16 protein-coding genes are annotated in these 17,943 nt (G+C 71.5%); 8 read left to right on the plus strand and 8 right to left on the minus strand.

The features are described 5' to 3' along the window. Positions 1-32: 32 nt before the first annotated feature. Genes BJ969_RS12155 through BJ969_RS12170 form a run of 4 tightly spaced genes read right to left on the minus strand, consistent with a single transcriptional unit; the run spans position 33 to position 4,141 of the window. Positions 33-902 (minus strand): TIGR03619 family F420-dependent LLM class oxidoreductase, encoded by an 870-nt coding sequence (locus BJ969_RS12155; RefSeq protein WP_184479044.1) that lies wholly within the window; start codon positions 900-902, stop codon positions 33-35. Continuing rightward, positions 902-2,071, minus strand: coding sequence for a thiolase domain-containing protein (locus tag BJ969_RS12160; RefSeq protein WP_184479045.1), 1,170 nt, complete (start codon positions 2,069-2,071; stop codon positions 902-904). The genes BJ969_RS12155 and BJ969_RS12160 overlap by 1 nt, the downstream gene beginning before the upstream one ends. Beyond that, a complete protein-coding gene (locus BJ969_RS12165; protein WP_184479046.1) occupies positions 2,071-3,126 on the minus strand; it encodes a thiolase domain-containing protein in 1,056 nt (351 codons plus the stop codon). The genes BJ969_RS12160 and BJ969_RS12165 overlap by 1 nt, the downstream gene beginning before the upstream one ends. Before the next feature lie 46 nt (positions 3,127-3,172). Beyond that, positions 3,173-4,141, minus strand: coding sequence for an OB-fold domain-containing protein (locus BJ969_RS12170; protein ID WP_184479047.1), 969 nt, complete (start codon positions 4,139-4,141; stop codon positions 3,173-3,175). Between the two features lie 100 nt (positions 4,142-4,241). On the opposite strand from BJ969_RS12170, the gene BJ969_RS12175 reads away from it, so the two are divergent. After that, positions 4,242-5,306, plus strand: coding sequence for an LLM class F420-dependent oxidoreductase (locus BJ969_RS12175; protein ID WP_184479048.1), 1,065 nt, complete (start codon positions 4,242-4,244; stop codon positions 5,304-5,306). 52 nt (positions 5,307-5,358) lie between these two features. Beyond that, positions 5,359-6,888, plus strand: a complete 1,530-nt coding sequence (locus tag BJ969_RS12180) for an AMP-binding protein (protein ID WP_184479049.1) — start codon at positions 5,359-5,361, stop codon at positions 6,886-6,888. A 52-nt stretch (positions 6,889-6,940) separates the two neighbouring features. On the opposite strand, the gene BJ969_RS12185 is transcribed toward BJ969_RS12180, so the two are convergent. Next, the gene (locus tag BJ969_RS12185) at positions 6,941-7,759 is read right to left on the minus strand and encodes a crotonase/enoyl-CoA hydratase family protein (RefSeq protein ID WP_184479050.1); all 819 of its coding nucleotides are present in this window, start codon (positions 7,757-7,759) and stop codon (positions 6,941-6,943) included. A gap of 200 nt (positions 7,760-7,959) precedes the next feature. On the opposite strand from BJ969_RS12185, the gene BJ969_RS12190 reads away from it, so the two are divergent. Together BJ969_RS12190 and BJ969_RS12195 are read left to right on the plus strand one after the other, a co-directional pair. After that, positions 7,960-9,612 carry an AMP-binding protein gene (locus BJ969_RS12190; RefSeq protein WP_184479051.1) on the plus strand — a complete coding sequence of 551 codons (1,653 nt, stop codon included), beginning with the start codon at positions 7,960-7,962 and terminating at the stop codon, positions 9,610-9,612. Beyond that, complete coding sequence (locus tag BJ969_RS12195) at positions 9,612-10,715, plus strand: NAD(P)H-dependent flavin oxidoreductase (RefSeq protein WP_184479052.1); 1,104 nt, start codon at positions 9,612-9,614, stop codon at positions 10,713-10,715. The genes BJ969_RS12190 and BJ969_RS12195 overlap by 1 nt, the downstream gene beginning before the upstream one ends. A gap of 55 nt (positions 10,716-10,770) precedes the next feature. Here BJ969_RS12195 and BJ969_RS12200 read toward each other — a convergent pair whose 3' ends face one another. The 3 genes from BJ969_RS12200 to BJ969_RS12210 form a co-directional block, all read right to left on the minus strand. Further along, entirely contained in the window at positions 10,771-12,393 is a 1,623-nt protein-coding gene (locus BJ969_RS12200) for a long-chain-fatty-acid--CoA ligase (RefSeq protein ID WP_184479053.1), read from the minus strand. Between the two features lie 293 nt (positions 12,394-12,686). After that, positions 12,687-13,814 (minus strand): acyl-CoA dehydrogenase family protein, encoded by a 1,128-nt coding sequence (locus BJ969_RS12205; RefSeq protein WP_184479054.1) that lies wholly within the window; start codon positions 13,812-13,814, stop codon positions 12,687-12,689. Between the two features lie 60 nt (positions 13,815-13,874). After that, positions 13,875-15,053 carry an acyl-CoA dehydrogenase family protein gene (locus BJ969_RS12210; protein WP_184479055.1) on the minus strand — a complete coding sequence of 393 codons (1,179 nt, stop codon included), beginning with the start codon at positions 15,051-15,053 and terminating at the stop codon, positions 13,875-13,877. Positions 15,054-15,382: 329 nt separating this feature from the next. On the opposite strand from BJ969_RS12210, the gene BJ969_RS12215 reads away from it, so the two are divergent. The 4 genes from BJ969_RS12215 (at position 15,383) to BJ969_RS12230 (ending at position 17,908) form a co-directional block, all read left to right on the plus strand. Next, complete coding sequence (locus BJ969_RS12215; RefSeq protein WP_184479056.1) at positions 15,383-15,592, plus strand: ferredoxin; 210 nt, start codon at positions 15,383-15,385, stop codon at positions 15,590-15,592. Between the two features lie 84 nt (positions 15,593-15,676). Further along, positions 15,677-16,765 (plus strand): zinc-binding dehydrogenase, encoded by a 1,089-nt coding sequence (locus BJ969_RS30815; protein WP_184479057.1) that lies wholly within the window; start codon positions 15,677-15,679, stop codon positions 16,763-16,765. Positions 16,766-16,814: 49 nt separating this feature from the next. Then, positions 16,815-16,994 carry a hypothetical protein gene (locus tag BJ969_RS12225; protein WP_184479058.1) on the plus strand — a complete coding sequence of 60 codons (180 nt, stop codon included), beginning with the start codon at positions 16,815-16,817 and terminating at the stop codon, positions 16,992-16,994. A gap of 32 nt (positions 16,995-17,026) precedes the next feature. Further along, on the plus strand, positions 17,027-17,908 hold the full coding sequence (locus BJ969_RS12230; RefSeq protein WP_184485177.1) for a 3-oxoacyl-ACP reductase: 882 nt from the start codon (positions 17,027-17,029) through the stop codon (positions 17,906-17,908). Positions 17,909-17,943: the final 35 nt, after the last annotated feature.

Raw genomic sequence — 17,943 nt, forward strand, 5'->3', positions numbered from 1 at the left:
GGCACCTCTCGGGTCCGTGGCGGGGCGGCGGCTCAGAACTTGCGGATGACGTCGTCGGCGAAGCGCGCGAGGGAGTCCTTCTTGATCTCGACGTCGGCGTCGAAGCCGTGGCCCTCCAGGACCCACGGCACCACGATCGCGTCGGTCACCCCGGCCTCGGCCTGCTCGCGGTAGCCGTCCAGGCCGAACTTGTCGATGCACACCGCCTGGATCTCGAACGGTTCGCCGGCGCGGCCGTGCTCGGCGCGCAGCTCGGCGAGGCGGTCGATGGTGCCGCGCAGCTCGCTGAGCCGCATCATCGCCGAGGACCAGCCGTCCCCGCGCAGCGCGGCCCGGCGCAGCGCCCGCTCGGTGTGCCCGCCGATGTAGATCGGCACCTTGCCGCCGGGCGCGGGGGAGACGCGGAGGCGGTCGAAGTCGAAGAACTCGCCGTGGTGCTCGACCATGCCGCCGCCGAGGATCAGCCGCAGCACCTCGATCGCCTCGTCCACCCGCGGACCGCGCCGTTCGAACGGCGCGCCGCACCACTCGAACTCCTCCGGCGTCCAGCCGATGCCGATGCCGAGCCCGAATCGGTCACCGGTGAGCGCGGCCACCGAGGCGACCTGCCGGGACAGCAGCACCGGGTTTCGCGGGCCGAGCTTGAGCACGGAGGTGTAGAACCGGATCCGCTCGGTCACCGCGCCCATCGCCGCCGCCGCGACCAGTGGATCGGTCCACGGGGTCTCCTCGGTCCACATCCGCTTGCCGTCCGGCGTGTACGGGTAGTCGGCGGCGACGTCCTCGGAGTAGAACAGGGAATCCGGCAGCGCGATGGCGGAGAAGCCGAGCTCCTCGGCCGTCCGCGCGAGCTCGGTGAGCTGGTCCAGCGGGCACATGGCCACCGACAACGTGAACTTCATCAGCGCACCCCCGGCCTATCGGAACCCACGACCCACATCGAGAAGTACTGCGAACCGCCGCCGTAGGCGTGCCCGAGCGCGGTGCGCGCGCCGTCGACCTGGTGGTCCCCCGCGCGTTTCATCACTTGCATCGCCGCCTCCGCGAAGCGCAACATGCCGGAGGCGCCGATCGGGTTCGACGACAGCACTCCTCCGGACGGGTTGATCGGCAGCCGCCCGCCGATGGCGGTCTCGCCCGCCTCGGTCAGCCGCCAGCCGGAACCTTCTTCGGCGAACCCCAGGTTCTCCAGCCACATCGGCTCGAACCAGGAGAACGGCACGTAGATCTCCGCGACGTCGATCTCGGCCAGCGGATCGGTGATCCCGGCCTGCTTCCACAGCGCCGCCGCCGCGTCCCGGCCGGCCTGCGGGTTCACCTGGTCCCGCCCGGCGAACGTGGTGGGTTCGGTGCGCATCGCGGTCGCGTGGATCCACGCCACCGGTCCCGCCGCGGCCGCGGCGGCGGTCTCGTCGCCGAGCACGATGGCGCAGGCGCCGTCCGACGACGGGCACGTCTCGTCGTAGCGGATCGGATCCCACAGCACCTGCGAGGCGAGCACCGACTCCACCGTCAAGTCGGACTGGCGCACGTGCGCCCACGGGTTCTTGCTGCCGTTGAGCCGGTCCTTCACCGCGACCATCGCCCCGATGTGCTCGGGGGCGCCGGAGCGCCGGATGTAGGAGCGCACGTGCGGGGCGAAGTAGCCGCCCGCGCCGGCGCCCACCGGCATGCTGAACGGCGGCATGATCGACAGCGCCCACATCGCGTTCGACTCGGACTGCTTCTCGAACGAGACCGCGAGCACCCGCCGGTGCACGCCCCCTTGCACCAGGCTCGCGGCCACGTTCGCGGTGGACCCGCCCACGGAGCCCGCGGTGTGCACCCGGAGCATGGGTTTCCCGTTGGCGCCCAACGCGTCGGCGAGCATCAGCTCCGGCATCATGACGCCCTCGAACAGGTCGGGGGCCTTGCCGACGACGACGGCGTCCACGTCCGCCCAGCCCACCCCGGCGTCGGCCATCGCCCGGTCGACCGCTTCGCGGCACAACCCGGCCATCGACACGTCGGTGCGGCGGCTGGCGTGCCGGGTCTGACCGGTTCCGAGCACCGCGGCGATCTGCTTGCCCATCAGCCCTCCATCACGCACACGAGATTCTGCTGCAGCGCCGGGCCGCTGGTGGCGTGCGCGAGCACCTTGCCCGCCTCGCCCGACCAGACCCGACCGGCCGCCTCGCCGATCCGGGACAACCCGGCGGCGAACATCGGATTTCCGCACAGCGCGCCACCGGAGGGGCTGATCCGCACCGAGTCGTCCAGCCCGATCGCCGCGCGCAGCAGCAGTTCCTGGTGGCTGAACGGGGCGTGCAGCTCGGCGACTTCGACGCCCGCCGCGCCCGCGGCCCCGGCCGCGTCCGAAGTGGACGGTGACGCGGTGAGATCGCGTCCGCCGAGCTGCGCCGACTCGATGCGGTGCTCCAGGCCGGTGATCCACGCCGGTCGGTCGCGCAGCTCGCGCGCTCGGTCCGCGCTCGCCAGCAGCACCGCGGAGGCGCCGTCGGTGATGGGAGCGCAGTCGTGCGCCCGCAGCGGATCCGCCACGTACGGCTGCTCCAGCAGATCGGCGACCCGCTCCTCACCGGACACCTGGGCGTTCGGGTTCTGCCGCGCGTCGGCCCGGGACCGGGCCGCGACCTGCGCCATCTGCTCCTCGCCGAACAGTCCGGATTCCAATCCCAGCCGGGCCTGCAACCCGGCCACGGCGATCGAATCCGGCCAAAGCGGGGCGACGAAGTACGGATCCAGCTGCATCGCCAGCGTCCGGCGCAGTTCGCCCGCCGAGGACTTGCCGAATCCGTACACCAGTGCCGTGTCCACCTCGCCGGTGCGGATCTTCACCCACGCCTCGTAGAGCGCCCACGCCGCGTCCATCTCCACGTGCGACTCGTTGATCGGCGGGAACGCGCCGATCGCGTCGATCGCCGCGATGAACGAGAACGCGCGCCCCGCCAGGTAATCCGACGAGCCGGAGCACCAGAACCCGATGTCCTTTTTGGACAACCCGGTGCCGTCGAGCAGTTCGTCGAAGACCGGCACCAGCATCTCGACGCCGTTCGTGGTGCCGTGGGTGGCGCGGACGTTCGGCGCCTGGGCGAACCCGACGACGGCGACATCGCTCTCGGTCATTCTCGCGCTCCCTCACGATGTTCGGATCTCCAGCGGGCCCGCGCGCTCACAGGTGGTGCGCGTACGACTCGTACGGCGCGTCGGGCTCGCCCGTCGGGGTGAAGTGGTCGATGTTCTGCAGCGTCGAGTCCCATTCCGCGCGCGGCTTCCACTCGGCGCGCACCCGCATGCCCATCCGGACGTCCTCGGCGGCGCAGCCGAGCACCAGGTGCAGGAACGCGATGTCGGCGCCGTCGAGCAGCACGTAGGCCGCGACGTAGGGCGGCTTGATGCGCTGGCCGAGGAACGGGACGTTGACGATGCAGAAGGTCGTGACGATCCCGGTGTCCGGGAGCTCGACCTCTTCTTCGGTGGGCACGCCGTCGGTGGGGCAGGCGCCGCGCGGCGGGATGTAGACCTTGGCGCAGGCCGGGCAGCGCTGGCCCAGCAACCTGCCCTCTGCGAGTCCGCGCAGGTAGCGGCTCTCCTCAGGCGAGGCGGAGTGCTGGTAGTGCAGGTGGATCGGCGTGGTCAGGGTGGTGACCTGCTCGTCCGCGTCCGGCGGTGCGGGCGGCTGCGGCGGAGCGTCGCCGTCGACCGGGTCGAAGCAGGCGATGTCGCGGATGCCGCCGGTCGGCTCCGCCGCCCACCTGGCGCGCACGCGCATCCCGGTGCGCATCCCGTCCGACGTTCCGGCGTCGACGGCGTGCAGCAGCGGAGTGTCGGCGCCGTCCAGCCGGATCAGCGCCCAGCCGAACGCGTGCTCCAGCGGCTGGCCTTCCAGGGGCTGCGGGGCCCACGACCAGCTCAGCACCGTGCCCTCGGAGCCGACGTCGACCAGCTCGTCGAGGGGTTCGAAGGTGTTCGGGTCGTACTCGACGGCGGGGACGTGCACTCGGCCGTCCGAGCCGCGCACTCCGGTGATCCGCCGCTGCCGGAGCGCGGTGGCGAAGCGGCCGAGCACTGATCCCAGGGAACGGGTGTAGTCGAAACCGACTTCCAGCGGTGCGCTGAGCGGTTCGGAGGTCTCAGTCACGCCGATAAGTGAAACATGTTCTCGCCAAGGCGGCAATGTTCGGCGCAGGATGGGAGACCCCGCGGCCACCGGGCCGCGACCGGATGCGAGGAGGTTCGTCGTGCGGATCGGTCTGCAACTCGGGTACTGGGGCGCGGCGCCCCCGGACGGCGCCGGAAAGCTCGTCGTCGAAGCCGAAAGAGCGGGGTTCGACGGGGTTTTCGCCGCTGAGTCCTGGGGTTCCGACGCGTTCACCCCGCTGGCCTGGTGGGGCGCGAGCACCAGCCGGGTGCGGCTGGGCACCTCGGTGGCGCAGCTGTCCGCGCGCTCGCCCGCCTCCTGCGCGATGCACGCGTTGACGCTCGACCACCTCTCCGGCGGCCGGTGCGTGCTCGGGCTCGGCGTCTCCGGGCCGCAGGTGGTGGAGGGCTGGTACGGGGCGCCGTTCGGAAAACCGTTGGCGCGCACCAGGGAATACGTCTCGATCGTGCGCCAGGTGCTCGCCCGCGAGCAGCCCGTGCGCAACGACGGCCCGCACTACCCGCTGCCCGCGACGGGCCCGGGGACGCTCGGGCTCGGCAAGCCGCTGCGCCCGATCACCCACCCGCTGCGCGCGGACCTGCCGATCTGGCTCGGCGCCGAAGGGCCGCGCAACGTCGCGCAGACCGCGGAGATCGCCGACGGCTGGATCGCGGTGTACTTCTCGCCGCGCGTCGCGCCGCTCTACGAGCAGTGGCTCGACGACGGTTTCGCCCGCCCCGGTGCTCGCCGCGACCGCGCGGAGTTCGAGGTCGCCGCCACCTGCCCGGTCGTGGTCACCGACGACCCGGTGGCGGAGAAGGCCAAGGTCAAGCCGTCGCTCGCGCTCTACATCGGCGGGATGGGGGCGGCCAAGATGAACTTCCACGCGGACCTGTTCCGGCGGATGGGCTATCCCGAGGCGGTCGAGGAGATCACCGCGCACTTCCTCGCCGGCCGGCGCGAGCGGGCCGTCGCGGCGGTGCCGGACGAGCTGGTCGACGACGTGTCCATCATCGGTGATCGCGAGCAGGTGCGGGCAGGGGTGCGGGCCTGGCGCGAGGCCGGAGTGGACACCCTGCTCGTCGGTTGCCGGGACGTCGCGCAACTGCGAGCCGTGGCGGACGCCGTGCTCGGCGCGCAGGACGACGCCTTGCCGTCCGGATGAAACACGTTCTAGCTTGGAGGGCACTACCAGCACCTGGGAACAGGAGTGCGCCGTGACCGCAATCGGACTGTGGAAGATCGCAGCGGAACAACCCGGCCGCAAGGCCCTGGTGACCCCGGACGGCGAGGAGGTCGGGTACGGACGGCTGGCCGCCGACGCCGACCGCATCGGGCGCGGATTGCAGGCGATGGGCCTGGAACCCGGCGACAGCATCGTGCTGATGCTGCCCAACGGCGCCGACCTGCTCGCGGCGTACTTCGCGGCGCTGCAGACCGGGCTCTACGTGGTCACGGTGAACTGGCACCTGGTCGGCGCCGAGGTCGCCTACATCGTCGAGGACAGCGGGGCCGGGGCGTTCCTGGCGCACGAGCGCTTCGCCGGTGCCGCGACCGAGGCCGCCGAGCTCGCCGGGCTGCCGGGCGACCGGCGCTTCGCGGTGGGGGAGGTGCCGGGCTTCCGGCCGCTGGCCGAACTCGGCGCTGACGAGCCGGTGGCGCGGCCGGACGTCCGCACGGCGGGCTCGCCGATGCTCTACACCTCCGGTACGACGGGGCGCCCGAAGGGCGTCCGGCGCGCGCTCACCGGCGCGGACCCGGACGAGGTTCCGGTGCAGTCGCAGGGATTCTTCGGCATCTTCGGAATCCAGGCGTTCGACGGGCACGTGCACCTGTGCGGCTCGCCGCTCTACCACACGGCGGTGCTGAACTTCGTGAGCATCTCCATCCAGCTGGGCCATCCGGCGGTGCTGATGGACCGGTGGGACCCGGAGCGGATGCTGGAGCTGATCGAGCGGCACCGGGTCACCCACACCCACATGGTTCCGACGCAGTTCCACCGCCTGCTAGCGCTGCCGGAGGACGTGCGAGAGCGCTACGACGTCTCGTCGCTGCGCGCCGCGATCCACGGTGCCGCGCCGTGTCCGATCGAGGTGAAGCGGCGGATGCTCGACTGGTGGGGCCCGGTGGTGATCGAGTACTACGCGGCCACCGAGGGCGGCGGCACGGTGATGCCGGCGCAGGAGTGGTTGCGCAAGCCCGGATCGGTCGGGCAGGCGTGGCCGGGTTCGGTGGTGAAGGTGCTCGACGACGACGGCGCGGAGCTGCCGCCCGGTGAGATCGGCACCGTCTACATGCGGATGGGCACTTCGCGCTTCGAGTACCACCAGGACCCGGAGAAGACCCGCGGCGCGCGGGTCGGCGACCTGTTCACCCTCGGCGACGTGGGTTACCTGGACGATGACGGCTACCTGTTCCTGCGGGACCGCAAGAGCGACATGATCATTTCCGGCGGTGTCAACATCTATCCGGCGGAGATCGAGAACGTGTTATCGATTCACCCGAAGGTCGCGGATATCGCGGTGTTCGGGATTCCGCACCAGGATTGGGGCGAACAGGTCCAAGCGGTGGTCCAGCCGGCGGCGGGCTGCTCCGGCGGCGCCGAGCTGGCCGCGGAACTGCTGGAGTACGCCACCGCGAAGCTGGCGAAGTTCAAGCTGCCGCGCGCCATCGACTTCACCGCGGAACTCCCCAGGGACCCCAACGGCAAGCTCTACAAGCGCAAGCTCAAGGAGCAGTACACCTGAGCGGGACCGGGCGCGGTGCGGTCGGTGCGACCGCACCGCGCTCCGGGGCTCGTCACCGCCCGCGGAAGTGCGGCGTGCGCTTCTCGGCGAACGCGCGGGGTCCTTCCTTGGCGTCCGCGCTGCGGAAGACCTCCAGTCCTAGCCGGGTGTCCACCTGGAACGCGTCGTTCTCCGGCATGCCTTCGGTCTCGCGCATGGTCCGCAGGATGGCCCGGACCGCGAGCGGCCCGTTGGCGGCCACGGCTTCGGCGAGTTCCAGTGCGGTGCTCAGCGCTTCACCGTCGGGCACGACCCGGCCGATGAGCCCGATCTCCTTGGCCTCCTCGGCGGTGAGGTGCCTGCCGGTCAGCAGGATTTCGGCGGCGAGGGTGTAAGGGATCTGGCGCGGCAGGCGGACCGCCGAGCCGCCCAGGGGGAACAGGCCCCACTTGCATTCCGAGACGCCGAAGCGGGCGCCGCGTCCGGCGACGCGGATGTCGGTGGCCTGCAGGATCTCGGTGCCGCCCGCGACGGCCGGGCCTTCGACGGCGGCGATGAGCGGTTTCGTCAGCCTGCGGCCCTTCAGCAGCGGTTCGATCACCGACAGGTCGCGGCCTTCGGTGGTGTCGCCGGGGTGGCTGCTGGTCATCGCCTTGAGGTCGGCGCCCGCGCAGAACGCGCCGCCCGCGCCGGTCAGCACGCAGGCCCGGATGTCGTCGTCCTCGTCCACCTGGTCCCAGGCCTGCTTCATGATCGCCATCATCTCGGCGGACAGCGCGTTGCGCTTGGCCGGTCGGTTCAGGGTCACGACCAGCACCTGCCCGTGCCGCTCCACCAGGCAGTCCGGCTCCTCTGTGGCCTGGGCGGGCGGGTGCGCCGGTGTTGCGGACATGGGTTCCTCCCGGGAAGTCGTGCGGGGCGACGTGACCGCCCGCGTGCGGGCTCGTTGGGGATGGCAGGTCGGGCGCGACGGCTCGTCGGCGCGGCATGGTCCGAACCCGTGCCGCATTCGCGGGAATTCCGGAAATCAGGGCGCTTTCTGAACCGATCGGCCCGTTGCCTCGGACGATAACATGTTCTAGTTTCGATCGGGTGGCACACAACATCGCGGATCTCTTCGAGCACGCCGTCGACCTGACACCCGAGCGCGTCGCCGTGATCTGCGGCGAGGACCGGGTCACCTTCGCCGAACTGGAACGCCGATCGAACCGGCTCGCGCACCACTGGGCCCAGCGGGGGCTCGGCCGGGGCTCGCACATCGGTGTGCACACCCGCAACCGCATCGAAGCGCTGGAGGCGATGCTCGCCGCCTACAAGCTGCGCGCGGTCGCGGTCAACATCAACTACCGCTACGTCGCGGAAGAACTCCGCTACATCTACGAGGACGCCGACCTCGCCGCGCTGGTGCACGAACGCCGTTACGGGGACCGGGTCGCCGAGGCGCTGCCGCCCGGCCTGCGCAGCGTGCTGGTCCTCGACGACGGCAGCGACCAGGACTGCACCGCCCACGGCGGCACCGGCTACGAGTCCGCGTTGGCGGACTCCTCGCCGGAGCGGGACTTCCCGGCGCGCTCCGACGGCGACCTGTTCCTGCTCTACACCGGCGGGACGACGGGCAACCCGAAGGGCGTGATGTGGCGCCACGAGGACGTCTGGCGCACCCTCGGCGGCGGCATCGACTTCATGACCGGCGAACCGATGGCCGACGAGTGGCAGCAGGCCCGCGACGGGGCCGCCAGCGGCGGCCTGGTGCGATTACCGGCCGCTCCGTTCATCCACGGCGCCGCGCAGTGGGCCGCGTTCGGCAACCTGTTCGCGTGCAGCACCGTCGTGATCCTCCCGGAATTCGACGCGCACGAGACGTGGCGGGCCATCGAGCGCCACGGCGTCCACGTCCTGGCCATCACCGGCGACGCCATGGCCCGCCCGCTGATCGAGGCGTTGCACGAGGGCTCCTACGACGTGTCCTCGCTGGTGGCGATCTCCAGCAGTGCCGCGCTGTTCTCCCCGTCGGTGCAGGAGCAGTACCTGGAGGCGCTGCCCAACGTGGTGCTCACCGACTCCATCGGCAGCTCAGAGACCGGGTTCAGCGGCATCGGCGTGCTCAGCAAGGGCGGCGAGCGCACCGGCGGCCCGCGGGTGAAGGCGGACTCCGCCACGGCGATCATCGGCCCGGACGGGCGGCTGCTCGCGACGGACTCCCGCGAGGTGGGGCTGCTGGCCCGCTCCGGGCACGTGCCGCTGGGCTACTACAAGGACCCGGACAAGTCCGGCTCGGTGTTCGTGGAGATCGACGGGGTCCGCTACGTCGTGCCCGGCGACTACGCGCGCTACGAGTCCGACGGCACGGTCACGATGCTGGGCCGCGGCTCGATGTCGGTGAACACCGGCGGCGAGAAGGTCTACCCCGAAGAGGTCGAGGGCGTGCTCAAGGCGCACCCCGACGTGTTCGACGCGCTGGTGTTCGGCGTCCCCGACGACCGGCTCGGCCAGTGCGTCGCCGCGGTCGTGCAGACCAGGGACGGCACCGAACCCGCCTGGGCGGAGCTGGAAGCGCACGCGCGCAAGCGGATCGCGGGGTACAAGGTGCCGCGCAAGCTGTGGCTCGCCGCCAAGGTGCGCCGGTCGCCGAGCGGCAAACCGGACTACCGCTGGGCCTGCACGCACGCCGAGCAGCACGAACCCGACGCCGTGAAGCACTCGGGCACCGCCGCGGTGGCCGAGGCAGCCGAAAGGAAGCCCTGATGCGCACTGCCCTCTGCGACCGGCTCGGCATCGAGCACCCGATCATCGGGTTCACCCCGTCCGAGCACGTCGCGGCGGCGATCAGCCGCGCGGGCGGGTTGGGCGTGCTCGGATGCGTGCGGTTCAACGACGCCGACGAGCTCGACGCGGTGCTCGACTGGATGGACGAGAACACCGGCGGCCGGCCCTACGGCGTCGACGTGGTGATGCCCTCTACCGTTCCCGCCGAAGCGGCCGACGTGGACCTGGAGGCGATGATTCCCGATGAGCACCGGGAATTCGTGCGCCGCACGCTGACCTCGCTCGGCGTGCCGGAACTGCCCGACGACGCGGCCAAGGGCGACGCGGTGCTGGGCTGGCTGCACTCGGTCGCGCGCTCGCACGTGGACGTGGCGCTCAAGCACCCGGTGAAGCTGATCGCGAACGCGCTCGGATCGCCGCCGCCGGACGTCATCGGACGCGCGCACGAGCACGGCGTGCTCGTCGCCGCGCTGGCGGGCAAGGCAGAGCACGCCCGCAGGCACGTGGACAAGGGCGTCGACATCGTGGTGGCGCAGGGGCACGAGGCGGGCGGGCACACCGGCGAGATCGCCACCATGGTGCTGGTGCCGGAGATCGTGGACGCCGTCGGCGAGGAGGTCCCGGTGCTGGCCGCGGGCGGCATCGGCTCCGGGCGGCAGGTCGCCGCCGCGCTGGCGCTCGGCGCGAGCGGAGCGTGGATGGGCTCGTACTGGCTGGCCACCAAGGAGTACACGATGACGCTGGGGGAGTCGGCGATGCAGCGGGCGCTGCTGGCGGCCGACTCCAGCGACACGGTGCGCACCCGCATCTACACCGGGAAACCGGCGCGGCTGCTCAAGACCCGCTGGACCGACGCGTGGAGCGAGCAGGACGCTCCGTCGCCGCTGCCGATGCCGCTGCAGAACATCCTGGTCAGCGAGGCGCACCAGCGGATCATGCGCTCCGACGACCCCGAGGTGGTGTCCATGCCGGTCGGCCAGATCGTCGGCCGGATGAACGCCGTGCGCGACGTCGACGAGGTGATGCGCGACCTGCTGCGCGAAGCCGGCGAGACGTTCACCAGGCTCGACGGGATTCGCTGACCGCCCGTCGGAGGCTCCGCGATCGTGCCGCGGAGCCTCCGGCGCGCGGCGACTCTCAGCTCAACGCCGCGTCGAGCGCCACGGCTCGTTCCGGGGGCAGGGGTTCGAAGACCGGGTCGGGACCGGGACGCCACCACACCGCGTCGGGGCAGTTCCAGCGCTGCGCGGCCAGTTCGCGCTTGAGGACCTTGTGCGTCTCGGTGCGCGGCAGGTCGATGGCGAACCGGACGAACCGGGGCAGCTGCTTGGGGCCCAGGTCCGCTTGCGCGGCGAGGAAACCGCCGAGGTCGAGCGGGTCGTCGCCGACCGCCACGATCGCGGCCATCACCTGATCGCCGACACCCGGATCCGGCACGGCGTACACGGCGGCCTGCGCGATTCCGGGATGTCGCAACAGGATTCGCTCGATCGGCGCCGTGCCCAGGTTCTCGCCGTCCACCCGCAGCCAGTCGTCGGAACGGCCCACGAAGTAGCAGAACCCGTCCCCGTCCAGGTAGGCGAGGTCACCGCTCCAGTACATCCCGCCGCGCATCCGCCACCTGTCGGCCTCGGGCGCCTGGTAGTACCCGGCGAACGCTCCCGCGCCGGCGGTGTTGACGAGTTCGCCGATCGCCTCGTCCGGGTTCGTGACCCGCCCGTCCCGGTCGAAGGACGCGGGCGGGCAGCGCCGCCCCGTCACCGGGTGCAGCACGTGGACGCCCGGGCCGGGCCTGCCCAGGGAACCCGGCGGCGCGTCCGGGGTGCGCGCGACGGCCACGCCGCCTTCGGTGGACCCGAACCCGTCCACCACCTGGCAGCCGAACCGCTCCGCGAACCGCGCGAGGTCGCGCTCAGCGCCCTCGTTGCCGTACACCACCTTCAACGGGTTGTCCGCGTCGTCCGGCCGAGGCGGGGTCGCGAGGATGAACGACAGCGGCTTGCCGACGTAGTCGGCGTACGTCGCGCCGAAGCGGCGCGCGTCGTCGAGGAAGCCGGAGGCGGAGAAGCGCCGCCGCAACGCCACCGCCGCGCCCGCCGCCAGGCCCACCGCCCAGCCCGCGAACAGCGCGTTCGAGTGGAACAGCGGCATCGACACGTAGACGCAGTCGCGCCCGCCGAGCTCGAACCGGTCGGCCAGCATCCGGCCGGGGGAGGCCACCTTGCCGTGCGTGCAGCGGACCGCCTTCGGGTCTCCACCGGTGCCCGAGGTGAACAGCAGCGCCAGCAGGTCGTCGGGACCGGCGGCGACCGGCCGAAGGGGGGAGTCCCGGTGCGCCGACAGCAGCCGCGACCACTTCGGGGTGTCGATCAGGTGCACGTTCCCGTTCGCCGCGCCGAGATCGGCCTCCGACAGCAGGCCCGCGTACCGCCGCTCGGTGAGCACCAGCCGGCAGTCCGCGAGCCGGACGTCGCGGGCCAGGGCCTCGCCGCGCCGCCCGGTGTTGAGCCCCACCAGCACCGCCCCGGACAGCGCCGCCGCGCCCAGCAGGAACGAGAAGTCCGGAACGTTGTCCAGCAGCACCCCGACGTGCCACGGGCCGCCCTCACCGCGCAACGAGCGCAGGACGGCGGCGTGGTCGGCGCAGCGCTGGACGTGCTCCGCCCAGGTCCACTCCCGGTGCTCGAAGCGCAATCCGGGACGCTCGTCGTCGGCGCGGGCGAGCAGCAGATCGGTGACGGTGGGCGTCGGCTCGACCATGGCTGGCCTCCTGTTCGGGCCTTTCAACTGCACGACAACGCTTGACGGGAATCGGCGTGACGGGGCCTTGTGCTCGGTGGTGGCTCTTCCTCTTGTTGTCAGCGGCGGAGCCGCTGAGCAGCGACCGGCTTGAGCAAGGTGACCATCGGCGGGTTCTCAGCGGCTTCCTCGCGAGGACAGCGATTTCGTGATGTAGGGAGCTGCATGAGAAATCGCGATCACACCGGCAACGGGCAGCGAGGAAGCCGCTGAGGTTCCGTCACCCGGCCCACTACGCCCACCGGGACACGGGCCTAGTCCAGGACGGTGTCGTCGTCGGCCAGGGCTGTTCCGATTCGCTGCAGCTGGGAGGTCGCTCCGCCGAGGGCGAATTCGCGGCGCTTGGCCGCGACGAAGTAGCGGTGCAGGTGGTGGTCGAGGTCGATGCCGACGCCGCCGTGGACGTGGACCGCGGTGTGGGCGACGCGGTGCCCGGCTTCGGCGGCCCAGAACTTCGCGGTCGCCACCTCGGTGTCGCAGCGCAACCCCTCCGCCGCGCGCCACGCGGCCTGCCACGTCGTCAACCGGACCGCTTCGACGTCGATGTAGGCGTCCGCGAGCCGCTGCGACACGGCCTGGAAGGTGCCGATCGGGCGGTCGAACTGGGTGCGCTCACCCGCGTACGCGGCGGTCAGCTCCAACGCCCGCTCCAGCACCCCGAGCTGTTCGGCGCACAATCCCAGCGTGGTGCGGGTTTCGAGCCAGTCCGCGACCTCGCCGGTCTCGTCCCCGCCGAGCAGCCGGTCGTCGTCCAGGCCGACCCCGGTGAGCTCCAGCTGCGCCGCGCCGTCGCCGTCGACGACCTGCTGGCGCCGCACCGCCACCCCGTCGTCGCCGGACGCCACGACGAACACCCGCCGCCCGTGCGGGGTCGAGGCCGGTACCAGGAAGAAGTCCGCGACCGGACCGGCGGGCACAGCCGCCTTGACCCCGTTGAGGAGCCACTTCCCGCCGTCCCGCGCGGCGGTGGTGGCAGGAGTCGCGGGCGCGGGGTCGCCGTCCTCGGCGAACGCCGCCGTCAGCACGATCTCGCCGTCACCGGCCGGGCGCGCCCACCGCTCCTGCTGGTGCGCGTCCCCGAACCGCACGACCGCGGCGGCCCCCGCCACCAGCGACGGCAGGTACGGCACCGGCGCGACCGCCCTGCCGAGTTCGACCAGCACGGCGCACTGCTCCAACAGCCCGCAGCCACCGCCGCCGAGCGCTTCCGGCAACGCCGCGTCGAGCACCCCGGCCTTGCCGAGTTCCGTCCACAGCGCGCGGTCGAACCGGTCCGGGCCGGATTCCACGTCGCGCAACCGGTCGGCGGTGACGTGGTCGGTCACGATGTCGCGGGTCAGTTCCGCCAGGTCGTGCTGTCCCTCGGTCGGTGCGAAATCCATCGTGGAACTCCTCGTGCAGACGGCGCCCGGACTCGGGCAGGGGCGGTCGGCGGGCCCGGCTCAGCTGCGGGACCGGGGCAGTCCGAGGCCGACGGTGGAGACGATGTCGCGCTGCACCTCGTTGGTGCCGCCGCCGAAGGTGAGGATCAGCGCCGCGCGGTGCATCCGCTCGATCCGGCCGCGCAGCGCGGCGCCCGGCGAACCGGCGCGGACGTGGCCCGCGGGCCCCAGCACCTCCATCAGCAGCCGGTACGCCTCGGTGGCCAGTTCCGTGCCGTAGACCTTCGTCGCCGAGGCCGCGGCGGGCGCGGGTTCGCGCTCGGCGGTCCAGGCGATCTTCCAGTTCATCAGCTTCAGCACTTCCGCACCCGCGTGCACCCGCGCGAGGTGGGAGCGGACCCATTCCTGGTCGAGCACGCGGCGGCCGTCGGGCAGCGAGGTCTTCCGCGCCCAGTCCCGCACTCCGGCCAGCGCTGAGCTGATCGGTGCCGCCGAGGTCAGCGCGACCCGCTCGTGGTTGAGCTGGTTGGTGATCAGCGGCCAGCCCGCGTTCTCCTCGCCCACCAGCGCCGTGGTCGGCACCCGCACGTCCTCGTAGTAGGTGGCGCTGGTCGTCGGCCCGGCGACGGTGCGCACCGGCGTCCAGGAGAAGCCCGGCGCGTCGGTCGGCACGACCAGCATGCTCAGCCCCTTGTGCTTGCGGGCCTCGGGATCGGTGCGGCAGGCCAGCCAGATGTAGTCGGCGTACTGCACCAGGCTGGTCCACATCTTCTGACCGTTGATCACGTACTCGTCGCCGTCGCGGACCGCGGTGGTGCGCAGCGCGGCGAGGTCGGTACCTGCTTCCGGCTCGGAGTACCCGATGGCGAAGTGGATCTCCCCGGCGGCGATGCCGGGCAGGTACTGCGCGCGCTGCTCGGGAGTGCCGTAGCGCATGATCGTGGGCGCGATGCTGTTGAGCGTCAGGAACGGCACCGGAACCCCGGCGATCGCGGCCTCATCGGTGAAGATGAGCTGCTCCAGCATCGTGCGGCCGTCGCCGCCGTGCTCCCGGGGCCAGCCGAGCGTCAGCCACCCGTCGGTTCCCAGCTGCCGCACGATCCGCTTGTACGCGTCGCCGTCGCCGTAGTCACCGCCGGTGGTCAGCTCCGCGCGGAGCTCCTCGTTCATCAGCCCCGCGAAGTAGTCGCGCAGCTCGTGGCGCAGCCGTTGCTGACCGGACGTGAAGCCGATGTGCACGTGGCCTCCTGGCGAGTGTCGTACTGCCCGGACTGGTGTAACAAGTTCCACCGACCATAAACCGGCCCGCGTCGATTGGTCGACCTCTGGTCGGGGTCATCTTTTCCGCCGGGGGCGCGGGATCGTGCGTTAATGTGGAACTTGTTCTACATCATGTTTCGCTGATGGCCACGGGTGCGGCGGGCGATGACCCCGGGTTGCGGAAGCGGTTCAGCCGGGCGACCCCCCGGATGGAGCAGTGCATCCGGCGGGGCCGGCTCGTTGCTCTGCTGAGGATCGCCGCGCGCCGAGCACCCGAGGGCCCGAGTTCCACGAGTGCGGAGGAAGCGATGGAGATCGGCGTGCGACCCGAACTGTGCGAGGCCAACGGCGTGTGCGTCGGGCTGGCCCCGGGGGTCTTCGAGTTGGACGAGGACGAACAGCTGCAGATCCGCCGTCCGATCCCGGACGAAAAGGTAGAACGTGTTACCAAAGCGGTCCAGCTCTGTCCGAAGGGTGCGCTTTTCATCGCAGGAAACGACCCGGAATCTGAGTCTTGAAGATAATGGGAACGCGTTCTACTGTGTGTCGCACGTAACAGTCGCCCTGTGCGGCGGCCTCGGACTCGGTGAGGAGACAGGCCGGTGAAGGCAGCGGTGCTCAAGCAGATCGGCGATGACGAGCTCGACGTCCGGACGGACGCCGCGGTGGTGGCGCCGGGCCCGGACGAAGTGCACGTCCGGATTCGCGCGGCGGGGATCTGCCACAGCGATGTGTCCGCCATGAACGGAACCCTGCCCGCGCTGGCGCCCGGAGTGATGGGCCACGAAGGCGCCGGCGAAGTCCTGGCGGTGGGGGAGCAGGTCACCGACCTCGCTCCCGGTGATCACGTCACCATCACCTTCGTGCCGCCCTGCGGCAAATGCCGGGAATGCCTGCACGGGCAGGCCCACCTGTGCGCGGTGCACACCATCGCCGCGTTCACCTCCCCGCGGTTCGAAGTGGGCACGGAGCCCACCTTCGGCTTCGCGGGCTGCGGCACCTTCGCCGAAGAGCTCGTGCTGCCCCGCGACGGAGCGATCAAGATCGACCCGGACGTGCCGTTCGAAGTGGGCGCGCTGCTCGGCTGCGGCGTGCTCACCGGCGTCGGCGCGGTGCTCAACACCGCGCAGGTCGAACCCGGGTCCACCGTGGCCGTCATCGGGTGCGGCGGTGTCGGCATCTCGGTGATCCAAGGCGCCCGGCTGGCCGGGGCGACCGAGATCGTGGCCGTCGACCCCGTGACGCAGAAGCACGACGCGGCGAAGCGCTTCGGCGCGACGCACGCCACCACCCCCGACGGGTTCGACGAGCTCAAGCAGGAACTCACCGGTGGCGCCGGATTCGACTACGCCATCGAAGTCGTCGGACTCGCGGCCACCATCCGCTCCGCGTACGACGCCACCCGGCGCGGCGGCACCGTCGTCATCGTCGGCGCCGGCGGCGAAGACCAGAAGGTCGAGTTCACGGCGCAGGAACTGTTCATCAACGAGCGCAAGATCCTCCCGTCGTTCTACGGCTCGGCCGACCCCCGCCGGGACATCGACCGGATGCTGCGGTTCTGGCGGGCCGGGCGCCTCGACCTCGAAGGCATGGTCAGCAGGCGACTCGCGCTCTCCGACATCAACGACGGCTTGGCGGCGCTGCAAGGCGGAGATGCCGCCCTGGTCCGCCAAATCGTCACTTTCGACTAGAGCTCTTCGCGCGGAGCGGTCTGCGCAGGGAGTGGGTAGCGGAACCTCAGTGGGTTCCTCGCTGCGGGATCTTTTTCCCGAGTGGCTCCGCCACGAGGGAAAAAGCCGTCCTCGCGAGGAACCCACTGAGACCCCGCCGGTGGTCGGCTTGCTCTGGTGGTCGCTGCTCGGCGGCTTCGCCACCGACAAGACGAAACCGAAAACCGTGGGAGAGGCCTGTTTCCGGTGACTGAGGAGTCTGGTGTGGACGAGCGGGCGGAGTTGAGCCTGGCGGGCAAGGTGGCCGTGGTGACCGGGGCCGGTGGTGGGCTCGGGCGGGCGGAGGTGCTCGCGTTGGCCGGGGCCGGTGCCGAGGTGGTGGTCAACGACGTTTCGGACGCCGCGGACGCGGTGGTCGGGGAGGTCGAGGCCGCCGGGGGGAAAGCGGTGGCCGTGCGCGGCGACATCAGCGACCGCGAGGTCGCCGACGGGTTGGTCTCGACCGCCCTGGAGCGCTTCGGCGGCCTGCACGTCGTGGTGAACAACGCGGGAGTTCTGCGCGACCGCACCATCTTCAACATGACCGACCAGGAGTGGGACGACGTCATCCGGGTCCACCTGCGCGGTCACTTCCTGCTCTCCCGGGCGGCGACCGCGCACTGGCGGGCGCAGTCCAAGGACACCGGCGGCGAGGTCTACGGGCGCATCGTGAACACCGCGTCCGAGGCGTTCCTGTTCGGCTCCGGCGGGCAGCCGAACTACACGGCGGCCAAAGCGGGCATCGCCATGCTGACGGTCTCCACCGCCCGCGCGACCGCCCGCTACGGCGTGCGCGCCAACGTGATCTGCCCGCGCGCCAGGACCGGGATGACCGAGGACACCTTCGGGCCCGCACCGGAAAGCGGTGTCGATCCGCTGTCCACCGAGCACGTGGCGCCGTTCGTCGCCTACCTCGCGGCACCGGCCGCCGCGGGGATCAACGGCCAGGTGTTCGTGGTGCACGGCGGCAAGGTCGTGCTCATGGCACCGCCCGCCGTCGAGCGCCGCTTCGACACCGCGGGACCGACCTGGACCGCCGCGGAACTCCACGCGTCCGTCGGCGACTACTTCGCCGGGCGCGGCGAAGCCATGTTCACCAGCGACGACCTGCTCGCGCTGGGCTGAAGCGGCACGACCCGACGGAGCCCGCGATCGGCTCC

Origin of the sequence: Saccharopolyspora gloriosae, assembly GCF_014203325.1 — a bacterium.
GTDB lineage: Bacteria > Actinomycetota > Actinomycetes > Mycobacteriales > Pseudonocardiaceae > Saccharopolyspora_C > Saccharopolyspora_C gloriosae.